15 protein-coding genes and 1 pseudogene are annotated in these 24,625 nt (G+C 69.0%); 10 read left to right on the top strand and 6 right to left on the bottom strand.

Features of this window, described 5'->3' with window-relative positions; genetic code table 11:
- Positions 1–29 precede the first annotated feature (29 nt).
- The 5 genes and pseudogenes from ACQP2E_RS23480 (at position 30) to ACQP2E_RS23460 (ending at position 8,762) form a co-directional block, all read left to right on the top strand.
- Complete coding sequence (locus ACQP2E_RS23480; protein WP_433825094.1) at positions 30–3,647, top strand: FtsX-like permease family protein; 3,618 nt, start codon at positions 30–32, stop codon at positions 3,645–3,647.
- Positions 3,644–6,316 (top strand): FtsX-like permease family protein, encoded by a 2,673-nt coding sequence (locus ACQP2E_RS23475; RefSeq protein ID WP_433825093.1) that lies wholly within the window; start codon positions 3,644–3,646, stop codon positions 6,314–6,316. Before ACQP2E_RS23480 ends, ACQP2E_RS23475 begins: the two co-directional genes overlap by 4 nt.
- Positions 6,316–7,239 (top strand): annotated as a pseudogene (locus tag ACQP2E_RS23470) (ABC transporter ATP-binding protein); the annotation flags it as partial. The gene ACQP2E_RS23475 and the pseudogene ACQP2E_RS23470, both read left to right, overlap by 1 nt.
- A 173-nt stretch (positions 7,240–7,412) precedes the next feature.
- Positions 7,413–8,081, top strand: a complete 669-nt coding sequence (locus ACQP2E_RS23465; protein WP_433825092.1) for an ABC transporter ATP-binding protein — start codon at positions 7,413–7,415, stop codon at positions 8,079–8,081.
- A gap of 231 nt (positions 8,082–8,312) precedes the next feature.
- Entirely contained in the window at positions 8,313–8,762 is a 450-nt protein-coding gene (locus ACQP2E_RS23460; RefSeq protein WP_433825091.1) for a hypothetical protein, read from the top strand.
- A 26-nt stretch (positions 8,763–8,788) separates the two neighbouring features.
- Here the strand turns inward: ACQP2E_RS23460 and ACQP2E_RS23455 are convergent, their stop codons facing one another.
- From ACQP2E_RS23455 to ACQP2E_RS23440, 4 genes are all read right to left on the bottom strand, one after another.
- Positions 8,789–9,697 carry a carbohydrate ABC transporter permease gene (locus ACQP2E_RS23455; protein ID WP_433825090.1) on the bottom strand — a complete coding sequence of 303 codons (909 nt, stop codon included), beginning with the start codon at positions 9,695–9,697 and terminating at the stop codon, positions 8,789–8,791.
- A complete protein-coding gene (locus ACQP2E_RS23450; protein ID WP_433834018.1) occupies positions 9,697–10,632 on the bottom strand; it encodes a carbohydrate ABC transporter permease in 936 nt (311 codons plus the stop codon). Before ACQP2E_RS23450 ends, ACQP2E_RS23455 begins: the two co-directional genes overlap by 1 nt.
- 163 nt (positions 10,633–10,795) lie before the next feature.
- Positions 10,796–12,163, bottom strand: coding sequence for an ABC transporter substrate-binding protein (locus tag ACQP2E_RS23445; protein WP_433825089.1), 1,368 nt, complete (start codon positions 12,161–12,163; stop codon positions 10,796–10,798).
- Positions 12,164–12,538: 375 nt separating this feature from the next.
- Positions 12,539–13,903: a UDP-glucose dehydrogenase family protein gene (locus ACQP2E_RS23440; RefSeq protein ID WP_433825088.1), complete on the bottom strand. Its 1,365-nt coding sequence runs from the start codon at positions 13,901–13,903 to the stop codon at positions 12,539–12,541.
- A gap of 504 nt (positions 13,904–14,407) precedes the next feature.
- Between ACQP2E_RS23440 and ACQP2E_RS23435 the strand changes: the two genes are divergently transcribed.
- The 4 genes from ACQP2E_RS23435 to ACQP2E_RS23420 all read left to right on the top strand — a co-directional run bounded on the left by ACQP2E_RS23435 (position 14,408) and on the right by ACQP2E_RS23420 (position 22,711).
- The gene (locus ACQP2E_RS23435) at positions 14,408–17,134 is read left to right on the top strand and encodes a cellulose binding domain-containing protein (protein WP_433825087.1); all 2,727 of its coding nucleotides are present in this window, start codon (positions 14,408–14,410) and stop codon (positions 17,132–17,134) included.
- Positions 17,135–17,200: 66 nt separating this feature from the next.
- Positions 17,201–20,131, top strand: coding sequence for a glycoside hydrolase family 48 protein (locus ACQP2E_RS23430; RefSeq protein WP_433825086.1), 2,931 nt, complete (start codon positions 17,201–17,203; stop codon positions 20,129–20,131).
- Positions 20,132–20,134: 3 nt separating this feature from the next.
- The gene (locus tag ACQP2E_RS23425; protein WP_433825085.1) at positions 20,135–21,268 is read left to right on the top strand and encodes a lytic polysaccharide monooxygenase auxiliary activity family 9 protein; all 1,134 of its coding nucleotides are present in this window, start codon (positions 20,135–20,137) and stop codon (positions 21,266–21,268) included.
- Positions 21,269–21,553: 285 nt separating this feature from the next.
- On the top strand, positions 21,554–22,711 hold the full coding sequence (locus ACQP2E_RS23420) for an SGNH/GDSL hydrolase family protein (protein WP_433825084.1): 1,158 nt from the start codon (positions 21,554–21,556) through the stop codon (positions 22,709–22,711).
- A 73-nt stretch (positions 22,712–22,784) separates the two neighbouring features.
- On the opposite strand, the gene ACQP2E_RS23415 is transcribed toward ACQP2E_RS23420, so the two are convergent.
- Positions 22,785–23,408, bottom strand: coding sequence for an L-threonylcarbamoyladenylate synthase (locus ACQP2E_RS23415; RefSeq protein WP_433825083.1), 624 nt, complete (start codon positions 23,406–23,408; stop codon positions 22,785–22,787).
- Between the two features lie 139 nt (positions 23,409–23,547).
- Between ACQP2E_RS23415 and ACQP2E_RS23410 the strand changes: the two genes are divergently transcribed.
- Entirely contained in the window at positions 23,548–24,030 is a 483-nt protein-coding gene (locus tag ACQP2E_RS23410) for an NUDIX domain-containing protein (RefSeq protein WP_433825082.1), read from the top strand.
- An 81-nt stretch (positions 24,031–24,111) separates the two neighbouring features.
- Here ACQP2E_RS23410 and ACQP2E_RS23405 read toward each other — a convergent pair whose 3' ends face one another.
- Positions 24,112–24,372, bottom strand: coding sequence for a hypothetical protein (locus ACQP2E_RS23405; RefSeq protein ID WP_433825081.1), 261 nt, complete (start codon positions 24,370–24,372; stop codon positions 24,112–24,114).
- Positions 24,373–24,625: the final 253 nt, after the last annotated feature.

The following is a 24,625-nucleotide window of genomic DNA, read 5'->3' as shown; positions in this document are numbered from 1 at the left end:
TCCGTGCCCATGCTCGTCCCCGGTTCCCCATGGCGTTGATCGTTCGGCGCGCTGCCGCCGCCAAAGGTCTGCTGGCTGCTGGAGCGGCGGTCATGTTCATCGCTGCCGTGCTCCTGGCCGGATTGACCGCTTATGCGGGTGCCGCTGCCGAAGCCGGGGTGCAGGCCGCCGTTGTCGCCGCCGCGCCCGCCGAGCGGTCGGTGCTGGTTCGCGGGGCGGCCGCTGAGGGGCGCGGCGAGAAGATCCGAGCAGCCTACGAAAAGGGCGCCGCTGAGGACAGGGCCGCCCACGGCGAGACCGACAGCTCAACCGACAGCTCAACCGACAGCTCAACCGACAGCTCAACCGACAGCTCAACCGACAGCTCAACCGGTTCCGGTGGCGCGCCAGCCGACAGCTCAACCGGCGGCCCTGGCTCGGCCAGCACACCTTCCGCCAACTCGCCTGGCAGCCCTGGCTCTGCTGAGAGTCCCGGTTCCGGTGGCGCGCTCGGCTCCGCCGGTGACGGGGGGTGGGAGGTCAGTGGGGCCTCCTATGCGTCGGGGTGGGCTGTTGACGGGGCTGGGGCTGGGGCGACCCCCGACTCGAATGGCCTTGTTTACGCGGACGTGGTCGCGCTTGAAGAACTGGCCGAGCATGCTGACCTGACCTCGGGGGAGTGGGCAGCTGAGCAGCCCGGCACACGAAGCGCCGCCCTCGCCGAGCCGGTCGCGGAGCTGCTCGGACTGGTTACCGGCGACACGATTCGGCTGGTGGATCGGCGTACGGATCGCATTGTTCCGGTCACGGTTTCCGGGTTGTGGCGGCCTCGCGACGCTACCGACCCTTACTGGCTGTTGCTGCCGGATGTCTTCTCCGGGCGGCTGCCGCAGACTGCCACGCACGGCCCGATCGTGGTCTCCGGGAAGACGTTCGCCGCCGACTTCGCCGAAGGCGCCTCCGCGGGCTGGCTGGTGCAACCCGTCCTGTTCGCCGCAACTCAGGCCGCCGCAACTCAGGCCGGCGCAACTCAGGCCGGCGGAACTCAGGCCCCCGTAACAACTCAGGCCCCGGCAAATCAGGCCAGCGGAACCGAAGCCGGCGCCACACCGCCCGGCGGGACCCAGACCGCCACTGCAAACCCCGCCACTGCAAACCCCGCCACTGCAAACCCCGCCACTGCAAACTCCGCCACTGCAAACTCCGCCACTGCAAACCCCGCCACTGCAAACTCCGCCACTGCAAACCCCGCCACTGCAAACCCCGCCACCACCCGCACCGGCGTGACTATCGAGCGCGTTGTGCGTACCTCGGAGATCGTCGCGGCTGTGGGCGCGCGACTGCCGGAAGTGACCGGTTTGGCCGCGTCCGCGACCATCACCACCGGTATTCCGGCGCTTGCCGAGCGGCTTGAGCGCGCCGACCTGGTACGCCGATCCGCCCTGGTCACCCCGGTCCTCCTGCTCGCCGTCCTCGGCGGGTACGCCCTGACCCTGGTGGCACTCCTGCTCGGTGAGGCCCGGCGTGGGGAGACGGCGCTGCTGCGTGCGCGGGGTGCGTCCCGGCGGCAGCTGGCCGGGTACGCGGCGGCCGAGGCGCTCGTGCTCGTGCTGCCGGCCGCGCTGCTCGCGCCGCCCCTCGCGGTGGCGCTGGTGAGAGTGGTTCCGCTGCCGGGAGCGCTGCCGCTGGAACCGGTGCTGACCGGGCCGGTCTGGCTGATCGCGGCGCTCGCGGCGGCCGGCGGCATCCTGGCGCTGACCGTGCCGGCGCTGCGCAAGGCACGCACCTACGTTGCCGAGACCGCGGGGCGTGCCCGGCTGCCGATCTTCCGCCGGGCCGGGATCGACCTGGTCGTGGTCGCTCTCGCCGTGCTCGGCTGGATCCAGCTGCGCCAATACTCATCCCCGATAGCCGGAGGCCCCGGCACGGCAGGGGGAGCCGGCACAGCTGGGGGCATCGGTACAGCTGGGGGCATCGGTACAGCTGAAGGAATCGGCACAGCTGGAGAAATCGGCACAGCGGGCGTCGCCGGCATCGACCCACTCCTCGCCGCCGCACCCACCCTCGGCGTGCTGACCGGCGCGGTTCTCGCGGTCCGGCTGCTGCCGCCGATCGCCCGGTTCGCGGCGTCCCGGCTGAACCGGGGCGTGAGCCGCTCCCCACTGCTCGGCACCTGGCAGGCGGGTCGCCGCGCGCACGCCGGCCCGATGGTCATGCTCGCTCTCGCGGTTGCCGCGGCCACCGTGTCGTGGGCGCTCGCCGGCACGGCCCGTGCCTCCATCGACGATCAGGCCGAGCAGACCGTCGGGGCGGATCTTCGGCTCGTGGAGGAGGGCGGTGTCGCGCCGGAGAACCGTCTCGCCGAGCTGACCGCGTTGCCGGGGGTGCGTACGGTCGTGCCCGGCTGGCGGGAGTCGATGCCGTTGTCCGCGGGCAGCGACCCGGCGGAGCTGATCGCGCTGGACACGAAGGCGGGCGCCGGCGTGATGCGGGGCCGCGACGACGCGATGGACGGCCCGCCGGCCGAAGTGCTGGGCCGGCTCGCCGCCGAGCGCAAGTCCGAAATCACCGGCAGGACACTTGAATCGGGAACAATCGTCACGACGGGCGGCCGGGTCCGCACGCTAGCCGTCTTCTCCGACGGCCACCGCGTAGACCTGGGCACCAGCGACGACGGCAAACCGATCACCATCGGAAAAAGGGTCGAAGCACAACAGAACACCCTCGCCGGCTTCCTCGTCGAACCCGTCGCCTCCTCCGACCTCCTCGGCAACCCGATCATCACCACCTGGCGCATCACCGGCCAGGACGGCGACTGGCAGTCGGTCACCCGCTCCGGTGCCGGCGCTCGCCCCGCCGGCGACGGAACCCTGACCGCCACCAGCCGTTTCGCCGTCACCCCGGTAATGATCCGCGAACCAGTACCGGTAGCGATGACCCACGAAGCCCTGACCGGCCTCAACGCCGTCCAGGGCGCCACCACGTTCCTGACGATCAACAGCGCCAGTGTCCCGGTCAAGGTCGTCGCGGTCGTCGACCGCATCCCCGGCACCAGCGGCGGCCCGGCGATCCTCGCCGACCGCCCGGCTCTCGACGCCACCCTCTTCACCGCCTACGGCATAGCCCCGCGAACCACCGAATGGTGGATCGACGGAAACCCCACGGTGACAGCGAACGGCCTCCACATCCTCGATCGCGCCGAGATCGCCGGCTCAGCGGCCCGTGACCCGTTCGGCGCCGGCTCCCGGGTGGCCCTCTTCCTCGCCGCCTTCGGCGCCGTCCTGCTCGCCGCGGCCGGCATCGCCGCCGACTCCCGCGCCACCGCCGGACGCCGCGCCGGTGAACTCGCCGTCCTGCACACCCTCGGCGCCGGCCCGCGCCTGCTCGCCCGGTCCCTCGTCGTCGAACAGGCATTCCTCGCCGGCGTCGGTTCCCTCGCCGGCCTCGCGGTCGGTCTCCTGGTCGCCGGCGCGATGGCCCCGCTGCTGGTACTCACCCCGACCGCGGTGCGCCCGGTCCCGGAACCGGTTCTGCAGGTCGGCTGGCTGCCCACCGCGGGCAGCGTCGCACTTCTGGTGGGCGTCGCGCTCGCGCTCAGCGCGTCGACCGCGGCCGCCGCGGCGCGCAGGCTCCCTGCCGCGCGATTGCGCCTGGGAGCAGAGCGATGATCATGCACAGGGTACGGGCATTCGCCGGCCAGTTAGGCCTGCTCGCGGCGCTGGTAGGGCTGGCGGCGTTCCTCTCCGCAGGCCCCGGGCGTCTCGCCAACGGCACCACCGACGAGGGACTGCGTGCCGACATCGGCGAACTGGTGTCCAGTTCCCGGGACCTGACGTTCACTCTGGCCCGTGACTTCGGGTCGGTGGCACCGGACGACCGGGCGTCGCAGCTCGACGAGATCCGCTCGCAGCTGCCGGCCCCGCTGCCCGGGCTGCTCACCGAGAGCTGGTTCATCACCGAGATCGGCCCGGTCAGCGCCACGGTGGGCGGCGAATACCTCAGGGACTGCCCGTCGCTTGTCGGCCTGCGCCGCCAGACCGGCTCCGACCAGGCCACCCGGATCGTCGAGGGACGCGCGCCGCGGTCAACCGGATCCCTGGCCGCCGGATCCCCCTCCGAGGCGATGATCGGCACCGACGAGGCGAAAGCCCTCGGACTCACTGTGGGCGACTCGGTCACCCTGCATGCCCGGGTCGACGACGCGACGGTACGCATCGTCGGCCGCTACGAGCCCGTCGACCCGGCCGCCCCGTTCTGGGCCGACATGAAACTCGCCCGGGTCGCCTGTCCGTCGATCCTCGAGGACACCCGGTACCGGGCCACCCTGCTCACCGACCCGGCCGGCGCCGCACTGACCGCGTCGGTGGCCGGCGAGTTCAAGCAGCGCTGGCGGTACCGCCTCGACGACCAGCTGCTCACCGCCGACCAGGTCACCGCCCTCACCACGGCCGTCGCGGAGGCCCGCCGGCGCCCGCCCGCCGAGACCGCCCTGCAGAGCGGCGTGGACACCACCCTCGCCGACTTCGACAAGCGGCTGCGTGCCGTCCAGGCCGTCCTCGCCGTGGTCCGTACCGGCATCCTCGCCACCGTGGCCGGCCTGATCCTGCTCGCTGCACGCCTGGCCGCCGACCGCCGCCGCAACGAGTACGCGCTGATCCGGGCCCGTGGCGGTTCGGTCGCCGCGATCGCCGGCCGCGCCGCCGCCGAGGCTGTCCTCGTCGTACTGCCCGCCGCCGCGATCGGCTGGCTGGCCGGTGTCCTGGTGCCGAGCCTGCTGACATCGGGCCGTCCGGACCCGTGGGAACCACTGCTGGTTGGCGGGTTCACCCTGCTCGCGCTCCTCAGCCCGGCAGCACTGGCAGCCGCCGCCGCTCGCCGGCCCGACTTCACCGGGCACCGGCAGGACCTGGCCGGCAGCAAGCCCTCGCCTCGGCGGATCACCGGCGAGCTCTTCCTGATCGCGCTGGCCGCCGGTGGCGCGTACCTGGTGCGCAGCCGCGGTATCGACGCGGGCGCGGGCGTCGACCCGTACCTGATCGCCGTGCCCGTCCTCCTGGCCGTCGCCGCCTCGCTGATCGCGCTGCGGCTCGTGCCGTTCCCGCTGCGCGCCGCCGGGCGGCTCACTGCCCGGGCCCGCGGCGCGATCCCGTTCCTCGGCCTGGCCGGCGCCGGCCGGGGCGCGCCGATGCGGTCCTGGCCGCTCAGCGTGCTGGTTGTCGCGATCGCCACCGGCATCTTCGCCGGAACCGTCGCCACCACCGTCGGGCACGGCCGGGACCGGGCCGCCGACCTGGCCGTACCCGCCGACGCCGTGGTCACCGGCTTCTCGTTCGCCGTGGACACCCCGGCACGGATCGCCGAGATCGACGGCGTCAGCCGGGCCACGCCGCTGCTGCTCGCGTCGGCCGCCGAGGTGCGCAGCGACTCCAGCCCGCTGATCTCGCAGATCCAGGCGATGGTGGTCGATGCGGCCACCTCCGGGCTGGACCTGCCCGCGGAGCTGACCGAGGCGGGCCCGTCGGAGATCGTCCCGGCCGTTGCCTCCCCGAAGGTCGCCGAGCGCATCGGCGCGGGTGGCAAGATCGACATCCAGGGCCGCCGGTACGCGTTCCGGGTGGCCGCCGTCCGCGACACCGTCCCCGGCCTCGGCACCGGCATCCGCGAGTTCCTGGTCCTGCCCAGCCAGGCCATGCTGATCCCGGACTTCCAGCCGCTCGTACCCAACCGCGTCCTGATCGACGGCGAAGGCTGGTCGGCCGCCACCGTGCGGCGGGCCGCCGACGACGGCCAGCGCGCCCAGACGCTGAAGTCCACCGGCAAGGCCGTCGAGGACTTCGAGCTGAACATGCCGGCGACGATCACCACCCGTGCCGCGTACCGGGAAAGCCTCGACGAACGAGGCGTCGACGGGGTGCTGAGCTTCACGTTCGCCGCCGGATTGGCCGCCGCGGCCGCGCTCGCCCTGCTCGCCGTCGCGCTCACCGTCCTCGCCGGCGCTCCCGCCCGCGGCCGCACCCTGTCCCGCCTGCGCACCCTCGGGTTGTCCACGGGTCAGGGCCGGGGACTGCTGGTGTTCGAACTCGTACCCTTGCTCGGTGTTGCCGTGCTTGCCGGCGCACTCACCGGTGCCGCCCTGCCGGCGTTGATCGCCCCCGCGCTCGGCCTCGACGATTTCACCGCCGGGGTACCGGCCGAGATCAGCGCCGACCCGTACCTCGCCGCCGGGGTCCTGGCCGTCACGGTTCTCGCCGTGATCGCCGCCCTCGTCGTCGAGGACGTCGCCAACCGCCGCCTGCGCCTCGGCACGGTGCTGCGGCTCGGAGAGGAGCAGTCCTGATGGCTGTTGATCTTGCCCAGTTGGAAGTCCGTGCAGCCGAACGAGCCGCGGCCCGCGCCGGTGGTCAGGACCGGCTCAGCGGGCACATCGTGTGCGACGGGCTGGTGCGCATCTTCCGTACCGAAGGTGTTGAGGTTGTCGCTCTTCAGGGTTTGGACCTGGTGGTCGACCGGGGTGAGTTGCTCGCGGTCGTCGGCGCGTCCGGATCCGGGAAGTCGACCATGCTGAACATCCTGTCCGGCCTGGACGAACCGACCGCCGGGGTGGCCCGGGTCGCCGGATTCGACCTGCTGGGCCTGTCCGCGAAGCGACGCCTCGAATACCGGCGGAAGATCGTCGGGTTCGTCTGGCAGCAGACCGCGCGCAACCTGCTGCCGTACCTCACCGCTCACGAGAACGTCGAACTGCCGATGAAGCTGGCCGGCGGTCTGAAGAAGGCCCGTGCCCTGGAGCTGCTCGACATGGTCGGGCTCGCCGACAAGGCCGGCCGCCGCCCCGATCAGATGAGCGGTGGCGAGCAGCAGCGGTGCGCGGTCGCGGTGGCGCTCGCCAACGACCCGGAGGTGCTCTTCGCCGACGAGCCGACCGGTGAGCTCGACGAAGCCACCGCCGACGAGGTGTTCGGCGCGCTGCGCACCGTCAACGCCGAGCTCGGCGTCACCGTTGTGGTGGTCACCCACGACATGAACGTGGCCGGCCAGGTCCGGCGAGCGGTCGCCATCCGGGACGGAAAAACCGCTTCCGAGGTACGCCGATCAGCCCGCATCGCCGCCGACGGCACCGAGGAGCACGTGACCGAGGAGTACGCCGTCCTCGACCGGGCCGGCCGCCTGCAGCTACCGGCGGCGTTCGTCGAGGCACTGAGCCTCCGCGACCGCGTCCGCCTCAATCTGGAACGGGACCACGTCGAAGTCAGACCCGGCTCAGCTCCTCAGGCCGGCTCAGCTCCTCAGGCCGGCTCAGCTCCTCAGGCCGGCTCAGCTCCTCAGGCCGGCTCAGCTCCTCAGGCCGGCGGGGCTTCCTTGCCTGGCGGGGCCTCCAACTTGGGCGACATTTCCGACTTGTCCGGCAAGCGCGATCTGGGAGAGCAGGACCGATGAGCGTTGTTGACGTGGCCGGGGTGGGCCGTGACTTCGGCTCCGGGGACCGGACCGTGCACGCGCTGAGCGACGTCTCCTTCACCGTCGCGAAGGGTGAGCTCATCGCGGTCCGTGGCCGCTCCGGCGCCGGCAAGACCACCCTGCTGAACCTGATCGGCGGCCTCGACCGTCCGACCGCCGGGACCATCACGGTCGCCGGGCGTCCGGTCACCGGCGCCGGCGAGCAGGAACTTCTCGACCTGCGCCGCGACGTGATCGGTTTCGTCTTCCAGTCGTTCGGCCTGATCCCGATCCTGACCGCCGCCGAGAACGTCAGCATCCCGATGCGGCTGTCCAAGCGCCGCCCGGCCGAGCGCGACGAGCGGGTGTCCGTCCTTCTCGAACTCGTCGGCCTCGGCGGTCAGGCCGCCCAGCGCCCCGGCGAACTCTCCGGTGGTCAGCAGCAGCGGGTCGCGGTGGCCCGTGCCCTGGCCAACGACCCGGACCTGCTGATCGCCGACGAACCCACCGGCCAGCTCGACTCGGACACCGGACGCGCCATCATGGACCTGCTCCGGGCGGTGGTCGACGCTCGCGGCATGACCGCGCTCGTGGCCACCCACGACCCGGCGCTGATGGACCGGGCCGACCGCGTGATCACCCTCCGAGACGGCCGCCTGGCGTAACGACTGGAGCGCGAAAAGTTACAGCCACAGCCCGCCCAGCTACAGCCCGCCCAGCTACAGCCCGCCCAGCTACAGCCCGCCCAGCTACAGCCCGCCCAGCTACAGCCCGCCCAGCTACAGCTCGCACAGCTTCGCGCCGGATCGCATGTCCGCGAGGGATGCCTTCAGCGCGGCGGTGCGTTCCTCCGCCTCCCTGATCAGATATTCGCGATCCGCCTTGCCGTGGCGACGATGAGCGGGGCCGGCTATCTGTGGATCGTGGCGGCCTGGGCGCTGCTCAGCGCCGGTTCGGGCGCGACGCTGATGCCGGCGATGACGATCGCACTGCGGGATCTGGAGGGCGCCGAGACGCCCCGGGGTACCAGCCTGCTGGCCCTGTCGACCCAGCTCTCGGCGGCGCTGGGCGGCGCGGCCGTGGCGGTGACGCTGAGCTCGCTGGTGGCGGCTCGGGTACCCGGTGGCGTGGCCGGGATGCTGGCGCTGGAACCAGCTGCCCGCGAGGCGCTGCGACCCGGACTCGCGCCGGCTGTGGGCAGGGCCCACCTGCTCCCCGTGATCCTGCTGGGCTGGAGTGTGGTGATTGCTTGTCAAGGAAGGAAGAGGAACAAACGGACGAGGAACAGAAGGAAGAGGAATGACGAAGGCCGCGACCCTGGGCGGGGCGCGGCCTTCGAGGGGTGATGCGTCTCTTCAGCTCGTTGCGGTGCTCAGCCCTTGACGCTGCCGGCGAGGAGGCCTCGCACGAAGTAGCGCTGGAGCAGCAGGAACACCGTCACGGGGACGATGATGGAGACGAAGGCGCCTGCGGAGAGCAGGTGCCAGGCGGTGCCGCGGGTGCCGCTCAGGTTGGACAGCTGGACGGTGATCGGGGAGATCTCCGGGGAGCCGGCGAACGTGAGAGAGACCAGCAGGTCGTTCCACACCCAGAGGAACTGGAAGATGCCGAACGCGGCCAAAGCCGGGGTGAGCAGCGGCAGCAGCACCCGGAAGAAGATCGCCACGTGGCCGGCGCCGTCCATCCTGGCCGCCTCGATCAGGCTGGACGGCACCTCTTTGATGAAGTTGTGCAGGATGTAGATCGCCAGTGGCAGGGCGAACGCCGAGTGCGACAGCCAGAGTGTCCAGAAGGTGTTCGCGATGCCCATGTCGACGTAGAGCGACAGCAGCGGGATCAGGGTGACCTGCAGCGGCACGATCTGCAGGGCGAAGATCGCGATGAACAGGAAGTTCTTACCCTTGAAGTTCATCCACGCGAACGCGTACGCCGCGAGCGACGCCAGGCACAGCGGGATGATGACCGCCGGCAGGGTGATGACGATCGAGTTCAGGAAGAAGTCGGCCAGGTTGATGTTGTCCGGGTCGAAGACGGCCTGGTAGTTCTCGAACGTGACCTTCGGGTCGGTGAAGAACGTCCACCAGCCGGTCGTCTTGATCGCGCGCTCCGGGCGGAACGAGGAGATCAGCAGACCGAACGTCGGGAGCGTCCAGAGGACCGCGATGATCAGCGCGGCCAGTGACGCCCACGGCGAGGTGAGCTTCTTCTTCGCCGTCGACGCCGCGGAGACCTTCTCCGGGGTGAGCGGTGGCGTGGTGGTGATGGGAGTGACGGTGCTCATCACGCCTCCGAACGGCGAAGCTGCCGGATGTTGTAGACGATGATCGGGATCACGAGGATGAACAGCACGACCGCGAGCGCGGCGCCGAGACCCTGGTTGGCGCTGCGGAAACTCTGGCTGTAGAACTCGTTGGCGATCACGCTCGTGTCGAAACGGCCACCGGTCATCGTCTGCACGATGTCGAAGACCTTGAGCGTTCCGATCGCGATGGTCGTCAGTACGACGATCACCGCGGGCCGGATCGCGGGCAGCGTAACGAAACGGAACATGCCCCACGGGGTGACGCCGTCGAGGCGGGCAGCCTCGATGATGTCGTCCGGGATCGCCTTGATGGCCGCTGAGAGCAGCGTCATCGCGAAACCGGCCTGGATCCAGATCATCACGAGGATGAGCAGGAACGTGTTGAGCGGCGAGTCGATCAGCAGCTGGACCGGCTTGCCGCCGAGCCAGACGATGACCTGGTTGACCAGGCCGATCTGCTTCACGTTGCCCTGATCGGGGCGGTACTCGTACATGAATTTCCAGATCACCGACGCCGCGACGAACGAGATCGACATCGGCAGGAAGACCAGCGCCTTCGCGACCGACTCGATCCGTGCCTTGTCGACCAGAATGGCGTAGAGCAGGCCCACGCCGGTCGCCAGGAACGGCGTCAAGAGCACCCAGAACGCCGTGTTCCGGAGCACGACCAGCTGCTCCGAGTCGGTGAGGATGAGCTTGTAGTTGTCGATCCCGATGAACGCATCACCTGCGGCGTTGAAGAACGATTCGTAGATGGTGCGAAGACCGGGGTAGAGGAGGCCCACGCTGAGCATCAGCACGACGGGGGACAGGTACAGGTACGCCACGAAGCTGTCGCGCTTGCCCGCGACACGACTGGCGATGAACAGGATCACACCGACGACAGCGGCGAACAGCAGGATCGCCGCGAACATCTGGAACAGCTTGTCGGCGGTAGTGGAGGCGGTGGTGAACACGCGGCCCGTTCCTCCTTGGGCGGTAAATCAAATAAGAGGCCAGCGAAATGTACGGTATTTCGAGACTGCTAGGGCCGGTCGGGCTTATGCCCGACCGGCCCCGTGCATTTCCGCTAACTCACTACTTCGGCCAAGCCTTCTCGATGTTGTCCACCGTCGTCTTGGTGTCCTGACCGGTGATCCAGTCGGTCGACTGCTTCCAGAACGCGTTCGAGCCGACTGCGGCGGGCATCATGTCCGAGCCGTCGAAGCGGAAGGTCGCGTTCGGGTCGAGCAGAATGGTCGCCGACAGCTTGTCGATCGGGTTCGTCAGGTTCTCGGTCTTGAGACCCTTGTTGGCGCTGACCCAGCCGGACGAAAGCTTCGCCTTGGCGTTGGCCCAGACATCGCTCGCCAGGTACGTCTGGAAGGCCTTGACCTCCGGACGGTCCGCGAACGCCAGGACGAACTCGCCGCCGCCGAGAACCGGCTTGGAGGAGGCGTCCTGACCCGGGAGGTAGAAGGCGTAGATGTCGCCGTCCTCAGCGACCGTCGTGTCCTTCGGGAAGTTCGCGGCGTAGAAGCTCGCCTGGCGGTGCAGGGAGCACTGGCCTTCCAGGATCGGGAGACCCGCGTCCTGGAAGGTGGTGCTGGCGATGCTCTTGACGTCGCCGAGGCCACCGTTGACGTACTTGTCGTTCTTCAGGTAACCGCCGACCGCGTCGAACGCGGTGACGATCGCCGGGTCGTTGAAGGGGATCTCGTGCTTGACCCACTTGTCGTAGGTCTCCGGGCCCGCGGTGCGGAGCACGAAGTCCTCGACCCAGTCGGTGAGCGGCCAGCCGGTCGCCTCACCCGAGCTGATGCCGGCACACCACGGCTTGCCGCCGTCGGCGACGATCTTGTCGGTCAGGGTCTGCAGGTCCGCCAGGGTGGTGGGGACCGTGTAGCCCTTGTCCTTGAACTCCTGGGGCGAGTACCACACCAGGGACTTCACGTTGGCGCCGAGCGGTGCGGCGTAGAACTTGCCGTCGACCGTGCCGTACGCCTTCCAGTCCTCGCCGAACCACTTGTCGACGTTGGCGGCCGTCTCGGCCGGGGCCTCGACCGCCTTGCCGGTGGCGACGAGCTGCTGGAGCAGACCCGGCTGGGGCACGAACGCGAGGTCCGGCGGGTTGCCGGCCTTGGCGCGGACCAGGATCTGGGTCTCGAAGGCCTTGTCGCCCTCGTACTTGATGGTGGCGCCGGTGCACTGCTCGAAGGGCTTGTAGGACTCCTTGTGCGGGGTGTCCTCCGGGGTCACGATGCCCGTGTAGATCGTGACCGTCTTACCCTTGATGTCGCCGAAAGCCTCGTAGGGCGAGCAGTCGATCGCTGCTGCCGAACTGTCGGTGGTACCGCTATCGGAATCGTCGCTGTCGCCGCAGGCGGCCAGGCTGAAAGCCAGGCCCACGCTGAGGGCACCGGCGAGCGCGACCCGGGATCGCGAACTCCCACGTTGACCGAACATACCGCTCCCTATGTCATATAGCGCCTCCGGCGTCTACCGGCCAATCATGGTGGCGACGCCGCCGTCCGAAGCGCTTCTTGACCAACAGTCAAGAGGTAACCAGCAAGTTGCGCAATGATTTCGTCGTGATCGAGTCGGTAACGATATCGCTGCGACGCCCTGGCACCTTAACCGGTTAAGAAGATTGGCGGAAGAGCCTATCTCAGACCGGTCACTAGGTCCGGCTTTACCCTGATTTATACCCCTCAAACACGGCGGTGAGTCGGTTTTGTTGGAGTTCGGCACTAGGTGCTTAAGCCGCAAAAGAGAACCGCCGCGGTGGCCTTGTCGGCTATCGCGGCGGTTCGGGTGGTTCTGTTCGGCGTTCTTAGGGAGTCAGCCGGCGACGGCCAGATACTTGTAACCCAAGCGGCGCATGCGCTCGGCGTCGAGCACGTGACGGCCGTCGAGCAGGATCGGGGAGCGCATCAGGCCGACGAACTTCGACCAGTCCAGTTCGAGGTACTGCGCCCACTCGGTCACCAGCACGACGGCGTCGCAGTCGGCGAACAGCTCGTCGATCGTCGGGCTCAGGTACGGCGCCAGCTCCGGCTGTTCGACGCGGAACCGGTCGGTCGCCACCGGGTCGTGCAGCTTCACCCGGGCGCCGCGGGCCAGCAGCGAGTTCGCGATGTCCAGCGCCGGCGCGTCGCGCAGGTCGTCGGTGTTCGGCTTGAACGCCAGGCCCAGCAGGCCGATCTTGCGGCCCTTGAGGATGCGCAGCTCATCCTGGAGGCGCTCCACCGCGATGGCGCGCTGCCGCTGGTTGACGTCGCGCGCCGCCTTCACGATCGGCATCTCGAGGTTGTACTCGGAGGCGGTCGCGATCAGGGCCTTGGTGTCCTTGCCGAAGCAGGAGCCACCCCAGCCGACGCCGGGCTGCAGGAAGCGCGAGCCGATTCGCTGGTCGAGGCCCATGCCACGGGCCACCTCGGTGATGTCGGCGCCGACCTTCGCGGCGAGCTGGCCGATCTCGTTCGCATAGCTGATCTTCAGGGCCAGGAACGCGTTGGCGGCGTATTTGATCAGCTCGGCGGAGGCCAGGTCGGTGGAGACCAGCGGGACCGCGTTGACGTCCTCGGGCCGGGACAGGAACGTCGGCGGCGTGAACGTCTGGTTGATGATCGGCCGGTAGAGGCGGTTGAGTACCTCGAGGCTGCGCGGGTTGTCCGAGCCGATGACAATCCGGTCCGGGTAGAGGGTGTCGGCGATCGCGTTGCCCTCGCGGAGGAACTCCGGGTTGGAGGCGACAGCGAACTCGGTGCCGGCCGGCCGATTTTCACGCTGCTTGAAAGAGTCGCGCAGGATCGCGTCGACCCAGTTGCCGCTGCCGATCGGGACCGTCGACTTGTTCACCACGACGGTGAAATCGTGGTCGAGCGCCTGGGCCACGCTCTCCGCCGCGCTGCGCAGGTACCGCAGGTCCGGGCTGCCATCGGCGGCCGACGGCGTCTGCACCGCCACGAAGACCACGTCGGCGCCGGGGACCCCGTCGGCGTAGGAGGTGGTGAACGTCAGGTTCTGTGCGGCCTCGGCGAGCAGATCCTCCATGCCGGGCTCGTAGATCGGGCACCGGCCGGCGGTGAGCATGTCGACCTTGGCCTGGTCGAGGTCGACACAGGTCACCTCGTGCCCGAGGAAGGCGAGACTCACACCGGTGGTCAAGCCGACATAGCCGGTACCGACAACACAAACCTTCATGCGATCTCCTCCGCCGCTTCTCCGGCCTGCCGCGGCTGAGCCCGGCCCTGATTGGGGGCCGGCCCGCGACCAGGGCCGTCCCGCGGTTACGCCACGTACGCGGGCCGTGGCCCGCCGTCGGGATATCCGGCGGGCCGGCCGGCGTCCTGGACGGTGCCGGCCTGCGTGTTCCGCCGAATGATACACAGGAGAAATCCCGGCGGTTTGTCCACTTGTGAGCCGTAGATCCCACCGAATGTCCGACCCGGAACGGGGGAGTTCCCGAATGTTCGTCAGGCGAACCCCCGGTGGTCGCTGGATGAAGATCAATGGTCACGGTGCGTAGTGGACATGTCTTCGGCTGAGGCCTTTTGGGCGCTGACGTCTTTTCGCGCCATGTCAACGCGAGGTTTCCGGCTCTTGACATGAGGATGACAGCGAACGACGCTGCTGGGAGCGCTCCCACATGAACGTCGATCGATGTCTTGCTCGTTCTTGCGGAATTAGTCCTACGGAAGGTCTCGCATGCGAAGGTCCTCCGGCGGAGCAGTGCTCGCCGCCCTCGCGCTCGTGGCCACGGCAGTCACCGTCGTCGTGTCCGGCCCCCCGTTCACATCAGCTGCTGCTCTTCTTCAACAAGCTGCTCCCGCTGAGCCGTACACCTGGAAGAACGTCAGGATCGACGGCGGTGGCTTCGTCCCCGGCATCGTCTTCAACCCCGGCGAGCAGAACCTCATCTACGCGCGCACCGACATCGGTGGCGCGTACCGATGGAATCAGTCCGCGCAGAGCTGGACCCCGCTGCTGGACTGGGTCGGCCAGAAGGACTGGGGATACAACGGTGTCCTCAGCATCGCCACCGACCCGGTCGACACCCGCCGGGTCTACGCCGCTGCCGGGATGTACACCAACAGCTGGGACCCGAACAACGGCGCCATCCTCCGCTCCACCGACAGGGGCGCCACCTGGCATAAGACCGTCCTGCCGTTCAAGATCGGCGGCAACATGCCCGGCCGGGGCATGGGGGAGCGGCTCGTCGTCGACCCGCGGAACAACCGCAACGTGTACTTCGCGGCCGAAGGCGGCAACGGGCTGTGGCGCAGCACCGATCACGGCGTCACCTGGGCCAAGGTCAGCGCCTTCCCGAACGCCGGTAACTACGTCGCCGACCCGTCGGACACCAGCGGGTACCAGAGCCAGAACCAGGGACTGAGCTGGGTAACCTTCGACCCGGCTTCGACTGCTGTTTACGTCGGGGTCGCCGACAAGGAGAACCCGGTCTACCGGTCGCTGGATTCCGGCGCCACCTGGGAACGGATCGCCGGCCAGCCCACCGGTTACCTCGCGCACAAGGGCGTGATCCAGGGCAAATACCTGTTCATCGCGACAAGCGACACCGGTGGGCCGTACGACGGCGGCGCGGGTCAGGTCGCCCGGCTCGACACCGAGACCGGCGTCTGGACCGACATCTCGCCGACCCCGGTCGCCGACCGGTACTACGGATATTCAGGGCTCACCGTGGACCGGCAGAAGCCCGGCACCCTGATGGTCGCCACCCAGATCTCCTGGTGGCCCGACGCGATCTTCTTCCGCAGCACCGATTACGGCGCCACCTGGACGCGCGTCTGGGACTGGAGCAGCTATCCCAGCCGCACCAAGCGTTACACCATGGACATCTCCGCGAACCCGTGGCTCGACTTCAACAGCACCAGCCAGGCGCCCGAGGAGAGCCCGAAGCTCGGCTGGATGAACGAGTCCCTGGAGATCGACCCGTTCGACTCCGACCGGCTGCTCTACGGCACCGGCGCGACGCTGTACGGCACCACCCAGCTGACGAACTGGGACTCCGGATCCACTTTCACGATCAAGCCGTTCGCCAACGGCATCGAGGAAACCGCGGTCCAGGATCTCGCCAGCCCGCCGACCGGTGCGCCGCTGGTCAGTGCGCTCTACGACGTCGGCGGTTTCCATCACGCCGATCTCGACGCGGTGCCGGCGAACTTCCACGACACCCCGTCGCTCGGCAGCAACACCGGCCTTGATTTCGCCGAGCTCAGCCCGTCGTTCTTCGTGAGGGTGGGAAACGCTGCATCCTCTGACGGCGCGACCGTTCCGCACATCGGCATCTCCAACGACGGCGGCAAGAACTGGTACCAGGGCCAGGAACCGTCCGGCGTCACCGGCGGCGGCACTGTCGCGGTCGGCGCCGACGCCAACGCGGTGGTCTGGTCACCGGCCGGCGTCGGCGTGCACTACTCGACGACGCGAGGCAGCACATGGTCCGCGTCGACCGGGATCCCGGCCGGCGCCAAGGTCGAGTCCGACAGGGTCAACCCCAAGACCTTCTATGGGTACGCGGCCGGAAAGTTCTATCTCAGCACCGACGGCGGGGCGACGTTCACGACGTCGGCCGCTGCCATGCCGGCCGAGGGCCGGGTCAACCTGAAGGCCGTGCCGGGAGTCGCCGGCGAGGTGTGGCTGGCGGGTTCGACCGGGTTGTTGCGGTCCACTGATTCGGGACGGACGTTCACCGCGGTTCCGACGGTGACGTCGGGCATCAACGTGGCGTTCGGCAAGGCCGCCCCGGGAGCCAGCACCCCTGCGGTTTTCCTGGCCGGGACGGTTGACGGGGTCGACGGGGTGTTCCGCTCCGACAACAACGGGTCGGCGTGGGTGCGGATCAACGACGATGCCCATCAGTACGGGAACGCCGGCGATGCGCTGGCCGGGGATCCCCGGGTCTACGGCCGGGTTTATCTGGGGACGAACGGGCGCGGAATTCTCTACGCGGACCGTAACGGCGGGCCTTCGTCACCGACGCCCTCGGCTTCGTCCTCGCCGTCCCCGCCGTCCCCGTCAGTCTCGGTGTCGTCTTCCCCGTCGTCTTCCCCGTCTTCCACCCCGTCTGTTTCCCCGTCGACTGGGTCCGGTTGCACTGCCACATATCGCGTCACCGGGCAGTGGACCGGTGGCTTCCAGGGCGAAGTGATCGTCAAGAACAACGGGACGGCCGCCACCACCGGCTGGACCGTCACGTGGGCCTACACCGGCGGTCAGGTCGTCACCCAGAGCTGGGGCGGCACCGCGACCCAGTCCGGGACCGCCGTGACCGTCGTCAACGCCGGATACAACGGCGCGCTCTCGTCCGGGGCTTCCACGACCTTCGGATTCCTCGGCAGCAATCCCAGCACAACCAATCCCGGCACCACCAACCCCGTCCCTTCCCCCGTCGCCTGCACCACCACCCCGTAGCCGGGTAACCGTGGCATCCGGGCCTGCGCGCCGGATGCCACGGTCACCGGCGCAGAAAGGATCCCCGTGAGGTTCAAACCACCCGGATCACCGGGCACTTTCCGCCGCAGAGTGGCCGTCACCGGCGTCGCCGTCCTCGGCGCCGGCGCGGTCCTCGCAGCCGGTGCCCCGGCGTACGCCGCGGCCGGCTGCACCGTCGTCTACAAGGTGCAGAGCCAGTGGACCGGCGGCTTCACCGGCGACATCCAGATCAAGAACACCGGTGACCCGCTGACCAGCTGGAATCTCCAGTTCGACTTCCCCGACGCCGGGCAGAAGGCCGGCCAGGGCTGGAGCGGCGTCTACAGCCAGAGCGGCCAGCACGTCACCGTCACCAACGCCGCGTGGAACGGCAGCCTCGCCACCGGGGCGACCGTCGGCACCGGCTTCAACGGCACGTTCACCAGCTCCAACCCGGTCCCCACCTCGTTCACCCTGAACGGGACGGCCTGCAACCAGACCGCGGCTGTGCCGACCGTGCAGATCAGCAGCCCGGCGGCGAACACCCGGTACACCGCCCCGGCGTCCATCCCGATCACCGCGAACGCCACAGCTGCGGCCGGGCAGACGATCAGCCGGGTCGAGTTCTACCACGACGGGCTGCTGCTGGGCAGCGACACCACAGCGCCGTACGCGTACACCTGGAGCGGGGTTCCCGCGCAGGCTGCCGCGTACCATCTGCAAGCCGTCGCGTTCGACGGCGCCGGCACCCGCAGCACCACCGCTGACGTGCCGGTCTTCGTCGACGCGGCCACCACCCCGGCGATCGTCGCCGACGCCACCTCGCTGACCCTGGCGGCCGGTGCGAGCGGCAGCCTCAAACTGGCCCTGAGCAAGGCGCCGGCCGCGAACGTCAGCGTCGCGGTGGCCCGCAGCGCCGGTACCACCGCGGTCACCGCCACCCCGGCGGCGCTCACGTTCACGCCGTCGAACTGGAGCACCGGCCAGAGCGTGACGATCGCGGCGGCCACCTCGGCCACCGCCGGATCCACCGCCACGATCTCGGCCACCGCGAGCGGGCACACCGCCGCGCAGGTCGCCGTCACGATCGTCGATGAGGGCTCGGTCGACGCCCGGTTCACCCAGCTCTACAACGACCTGAAGAACCCGGCCAACGGGTACTTCAGCCCGGAGGGTGTGCCGTACCACTCGATCGAGACGCTGATCGACGAAGCGCCCGACCACGGCCACGAGACCACCAGCGAGGCGTTCAGCTACTGGCTGTGGCTGGAAGCCGAGCACGGTCAGGTCACCGGTGACTGGGCGCCGTTCAACAGCGCCTGGGCGACGATGGAGAAGTACATCATCCCGTCGCACGCCGACCAGCCGACCAACGCGAACTACAACGCGCAGAAACCGGCGACGTACGCGGCCGAGTACCCGCTGCCGTCGCAGTACCCGTCCCAGCTCGACACCGGCGTCTCGGTCGGCACCGACCCGCTCGCGGCCGAGCTGAAAGCGGCGTACGGCACCGACGACATCTACGGCATGCACTGGCTGCTGGATGTCGACAACACGTACGGATTCGGGCACTGCGGTGACGGGACCAGCCGGGTCACGTACATCAACACGTTCCAGCGCGGCCCGCAGGAGTCGACGTTCGAGACCGTGCCGCAGCCGTCCTGCGACACGTTCGCCCACGGCGGCCCGAACGGATACCTCGACCTGTTCACCAAGGACACGTCGTACGCCAAGCAGTGGAAGTACACCAACGCCCCGGACGCGGACTCGCGCGCGGTGCAGGTGGCGTACTGGGCGTACACATGGGCCACCGAGCAGGGCAAGGCGTCGCAGATCTCCGACGCGGTGGCGAAAGCCGCCAAGATGGGTGACTACCTGCGGTACTCGTTCTACGACAAGTACTTCAAGAACCCCGGCTGCGCCTCCACGTCGTGCGCCGCCGGCACCGGCAAGAGCAGCTCCAACAACCTGATGTCGTGGTACTACGCCTGGGGCGGTGCCTACGACACCAACGCCGGATGGGCCTGGCGGATCGGGTCCAGCACCAGCCACTTCGGATACCAGAACCCGATGGCTGCCTACATCCTGTCCAACGTCAGCGCGTTCAACCCGAAGTCGCCGACGGCCAAGGCCGACTGGCAGGCCAGCCTCAACCGCCAGCTGGAGTTCTACCAGTGGCTGCAGTCGTCTGAGGGCGCCATCGCCGGTGGCGCCACCAACAGCTGGAACGGCAACTACTCGGCACGGCCCGCGGGCACGCCGACCTTCTACGGTCTCGCGTACGTCGAGGCGCCGGTCTACGAGGACCCGCCGTCCAACCGCTGGTTCGGCATGCAGACCTGGTCGCTGGAGCGCCTGGCCGAGTACTACTACGCGACCGGTGACACCAAGGCCAAGTCGGTGCTCGACAAGTGGGTGCCGTGGGCCCTGGCGAACACCACGATCGAGGACGACACCTTCGCGATCCCGTCCGACCTGGCCTGGTCGGGCACGCCGAACACCTGGAACCCGTCGAGCCCGCAGGCCAACACCGGTCTGCACGTGACGGTCACCAGCCGCGGACAGGACCTCGGCGTGGCCGGCTCGTACGCCAAGCTGCTCACCTACTACGCCGCCAAGTCCGGCAACGCGCAGGCCAAGACCGCGGCCAAGGGGCTGCTCGACGCGATCTGGGCGTTCAAGGACAGCAAGGGCGTCTCGGTCACCGAGACCCGGGCCGACTACAACCGGATGGACGACGTCTACAACGCCTCCACCGGCCAGGGCCTCTACATCCCGCCGGGCTGGTCCGGCGAGATGCCGAACGGTGACGTCATCAAGCCGGGTGTCTCGTTCCTGGACATCCGCAGCTTCTACCGCAACGACCCGGACTTCGGAAAGGTCGAGGCGTACCTGAACGGCGGTCCCGCGCCGACGTTCAACTACCACCGTTTCTGGGCGCAGGTCGACGTGGCAACCGGCTACGCCGATTACGCCCGGTTGTTCCCGGAGGGCTGAGACATGCGATTGCTGAGAATGGCCGCGGTGGTCCTTTTCGCCGCCGCGGCCGGGATCCTGGCGCTGCCCGCCACGGCCGCCCAGGCGCACGGCGCCTTGCAGGTCCCCGGTAGCCGGACCTGGTTCTGCTACCAGGACGGCCGCAACCCGCAGACCGGCGCCATCGAGCCGAAGAACGCAGCGTGCGCCGCGGCGGTGGCGCAGAGCGGGGTCAACTCGCTCTACAATTGGTTCGCCGTGCTTCGCTCGGACGGCGCCGGACGGGTCAACGGGTTCCTCCCCGACGGTCAGCTGTGCAGCGGCGGGACCGGCGGGCCGTACAACTTCACCGGCTTCAACCTGGCCCGCAACGACTGGCCGCTCACCCACCTGACGGCCGGCGCGAACGTGCAGTTCAAGTACAACGACTGGGCCAAGCACCCGGGCACGTTCTCGCTCTACATCACCAAGGACGGGTACGACCCGACGAAGCCGCTCGCCTGGAGCGACCTGGAGCCGACACCCTTCGACCAGGTCACCAACCCGCCGGCGAACGGCGGCCCGGGCACCGACGACGGCCACTACTACTGGAACGGCAACCTGCCCGCCGGGAAGACCGGCAAGCACCTGATCTACTCGGTGTGGGCGCGCTCGGACAGCCAGGAGACGTTCTACGGCTGCTCGGACGTGGTCTTCGACGGTGGCAACGGTGAGGTCACCGGGGTGGGAGCAGGCGGCACCCCGTCGCCGTCACCCAGCGTCTCGGCTTCACCCAGCACCTCGACCTCACCCAGCAGTTCGCCGTCGCCCAGCACCCCGGCCTCGCCCAGCACGTCCAACCCGCCGAACCCGGCGGGTGGCTGCACCGCGATGTACTCCGTGGTGTCCGCCTGGACCGGCGGGTTCCAGGGCGAGGTGATGGTGCACGCCGGCACCACGCCGGTGAACGGCTGGACGGTCTCCTGGACGTTCCCCGGCAGCCAGACCCTGGCGCAGACGTGGAGTGGAAAGGCCACGTCGAGCGGATCCCTGATCTCGGTGACGAACGAGACGTGGAACGCCACGGTCCCGGCCAGCGGTTACGTCACGTTCGGGTTCCTCGCCTCGGGAACGGCCGCGGCACAGGTGCAGAACCTGACCTGCACTACTCCCACCTAGATCGCTGCCACCTGGAATTCGCTGCCTGAAAGCTGACTCCCGGAACAACCGCCACTCGGTGGTGTGACAACTGTCGCACTGCCGGGTGGCGGTCCCGCGTTGGGCAGCTTGACGGGGCCTTGGGGAGTTATTTAGCTTACCGGCATAAAGCGGAAAAATTTTCTCCTCGACACGGCCCTGGGCAGGACTGCTCGGGCTGCCAGCCGTCGCGCCCTGCTGCTCGGCGGCGCCGGCGCGGTGGTCCTCGTGGCCACCCCCGGAACAGCAGGTCAACGCGCTCCCACGGTGCGCGTGCCGACCCGGGCGGGCACCTGGGCCGCCCCGGTCACCGCCCAGCCGGTGAGTCACATCTACACCCTCGAGGACCAGACGGTACGACAGGTCGTCCACACCAGCGCCGGAGGGGACCGGCCACAGGTGCGCTTCAGCAACGAGTTCGGCACCCACCCGGTACGCATCGGTGTGGCCCGTCTCGCGCTGCGCGCCGGAAACGGCGCCACCGCCTCCATCGTGCCCGGCACCGGACAGCAACTCACCTTCGCCGGCCGTACCGAAGCGGTCATCCCGGCCGGTGGCACCCTGCTCAGCGATGCCGCAGGCTTGGTCGTTCCACCCGGCGCCGACCTGGTGATCAGCGTGTACCTCCCCGAGAAGACCGAGGTCGGCACGATCACCCCGCGCGCCTTCCAGACCAACCAGATCGGCCCCGGCGACCTCACCGAGGCGGTCGACCTGGCCGGCGAGCCGTTCGCGACGTACGTGTTCCTCTCCGGCGTCAGCGTCCGTGTCCGCCGCTCCACCTCCACGATCGTCGCGTTCGGCGACTCGATCACCCGCGGCGTCAACACCGTGGAGAACGCCAACCACCGCTGGCCGGACCTGCTGGCGGCACGGATGCGGGACGGTGATCTGGACCGCGGCGTGCTCAACGCCGGCCTCAGCGGTAATCGGCTGCTCACCGGGCCGATCGGGCGTACCGGGCGTGCCGGCAACAACGCCGCGGTCGGTGAGGCCGGCCTGCGCCGCTTCAACCGCGACGTCCTGGCTCAGCCCGGCGTCAGCCACGTGATCGTCCTGCTCGGGGTGAACGACCTCGGTCTCAACCCGCCGGCCACCGCCGAGGAGCTGATCGCCGGTCACCGCGAGCTGATCGCCAAGGGACGAGCCGCCGGCGTCACGATGATCGGCGGTACGTTGCTCCCGTTCGGCGAGTACCACGGGCGTCTCAACAACACGGTGAGCCGGGCCAAGCGTGACGCGTTCAACCGGTGGATGCGTACCTCCGGTGAGTACGACGCCGTGATCGACTTCGATCGGGCCGTGCGGGACCCGGCCGTGCCGCAACGGATTGCGGCTGCCTACGACTGCGGCGACCATCTGCATCCCAGCGACGCAGGCATGGCGGCCATGGCCGAGGCCGTGCCGCTGGAGCTCTTCAGGTAGGACCAGTACCCAGCGCGGGTTACGCCGGGCGGCCGGGCTGCTCCGCGATATCGGGTTACTCGGGCAGAGCGGGTTACTCCGAGAACCTGCTCGGGTCGCCGGCGCCGACCCGCAGGATCTCCGGGGCGCCCTCGGACAGATCCACGACCGTGGTCGGCTCGGTGCCGCACTCGCCCGAGTCGACTACCGCGTCCACGCTGTGGTCCAGCGCTTCCTTGATCTCCCAGCCCTGGGTCATCGGCTCCGCCTCGCCGGGCAGCAGCAGGGTGCTGGAGACGAGCGGCTCACCCAGCTCGGCAAGGATCGCCTGGGCGGTGACGTGGCTGGTGATGCGTACCCCGACGGTCTTCTTCTTCGGGTGCAGCAGACGCCGCGGCACTTCCTTGGTGGCGGGAAGGATGAACGTGTACGGCCCCGGCGTGGACGCCTTCACAGCCCTGAACAGCGAGTTGCTGATCTGCACGAACTGGCCGAGCTGCGCGAAGTCGTGGCACATCAACGTGAAATGGTGCCGGTCGTCCAGATGCCGAATTGATCGGATCCGGTCCAGCCCGTCCTTGTTGCCCATCCGGCAGCCGAGCGCGAAGCACGAGTCGGTCGGATAGGCGATCAGCCCGTCACCGCGGACCACGTCGACGATCTGGTGGATGCTGCGCTGCTGCGGGTTGTCTGGGTGCACGTCGAAGTACTTGGCCACTCCGACAACCCTAGTCGTCGACCTTGGCCGACATCTCCGGTCGGCTGGTCTGGGCAAGTGGGGTCTGGGCAAGCGGGGTCTGGGCAAGCGGGAGTCCGGGCCGGCAGGTCTTGTCGGCGAGCCTGGCTAGAGTCCGCTCATGGAGAGCGTGTACCGCCCCGCTGTGCGTGTGATCTGTTTCGACGCCGACGGCCGAATTCTGCTCCTGCACTGGGAGGACCCCATCAACGGACACCGCCTCTGGGAGCCGCCCGGCGGCGGCATCGAACCGGGGGAGAGCCCGCTCGACGCAGCCCGACGCGAACTCACCGAGGAGACCGGCCTGGACGCGAGCGCGATCCTCCCCGATTTCATCGACGTCCACCGTGACACATGGTGGAAAGGCCGGCGATTCGCCGGCCCCGAACAATTCTTCGCGGCCTTCTTTTTGACGTCACGGCCGTTGGTGGTCCGGGACGGTCTCCTTGAGTACGAGCAACGCGAACTACTCGGCCACACCTGGGCCGATCCGGCCGCACTGGAGCCGGGGCAGGCCCGAACGGCGCCGGATCCGTTGCCAGGCAGCATCGAACCCCCGAACCTCGCCGACGTCATCCGCGAGTTGAGCGCCCGACCTCGTTGACGCGAGACGCCGGGAACTCACGTCCGCCGGTGATACTTCGCTCGATGGTGGCTCTTGGCACGGCGATGTCCGAGTTGCCACTTACCGCCTTCTGACCAAGGCTTCATGTGGTGCGCACAACGGGTCCAGTGCCGCCGTCACCACGGCAGCGGCCTCCCTGTCGAGAAGGCCACGCAACCGTACGCGTCCGTCGCCCGCCGGCGTCAGCGTAAGAAACCGCTGCTCCCGTGCTTCGCGCTCGGCCCGGCGTAACCGGGCTTCCTCCTCGGCCTCGCCGACCTCTGGGGCGACGTGCTCCAGGATCCGGCGTGCCGCGATCCGCAACCGCTCTCGCAGCCACATGATCGCCGTCGCCGCCTGTTGCGACCCGGGGAATCCCGCGGCCGTCCACCTCGCGCACCGCGTGCAGCAGAGCGGCCTGCAGCACCTGCTGAGCGCGGAAGACCTGGTCGAGGAAGCCCTGCAGGTCAGGCTCGGACAGCCCGAACATCGGCGCGCGAGCGCACTCGTCCGCCACCGTTGCCAACCGCTCCGCCGCCTCCAGCACGCGACAATCTTCGAACATGCGTACGACAGAAACATCTCCCCGTGCCGA

The organism is Actinoplanes sp. CA-015351, from assembly GCF_050955685.1.
GTDB lineage: Bacteria > Actinomycetota > Actinomycetes > Mycobacteriales > Micromonosporaceae > Actinoplanes.
The sequence above is the reverse complement of the archived record's forward strand: the minus strand, read 5'-3'. Positions and strand labels throughout refer to the sequence as shown.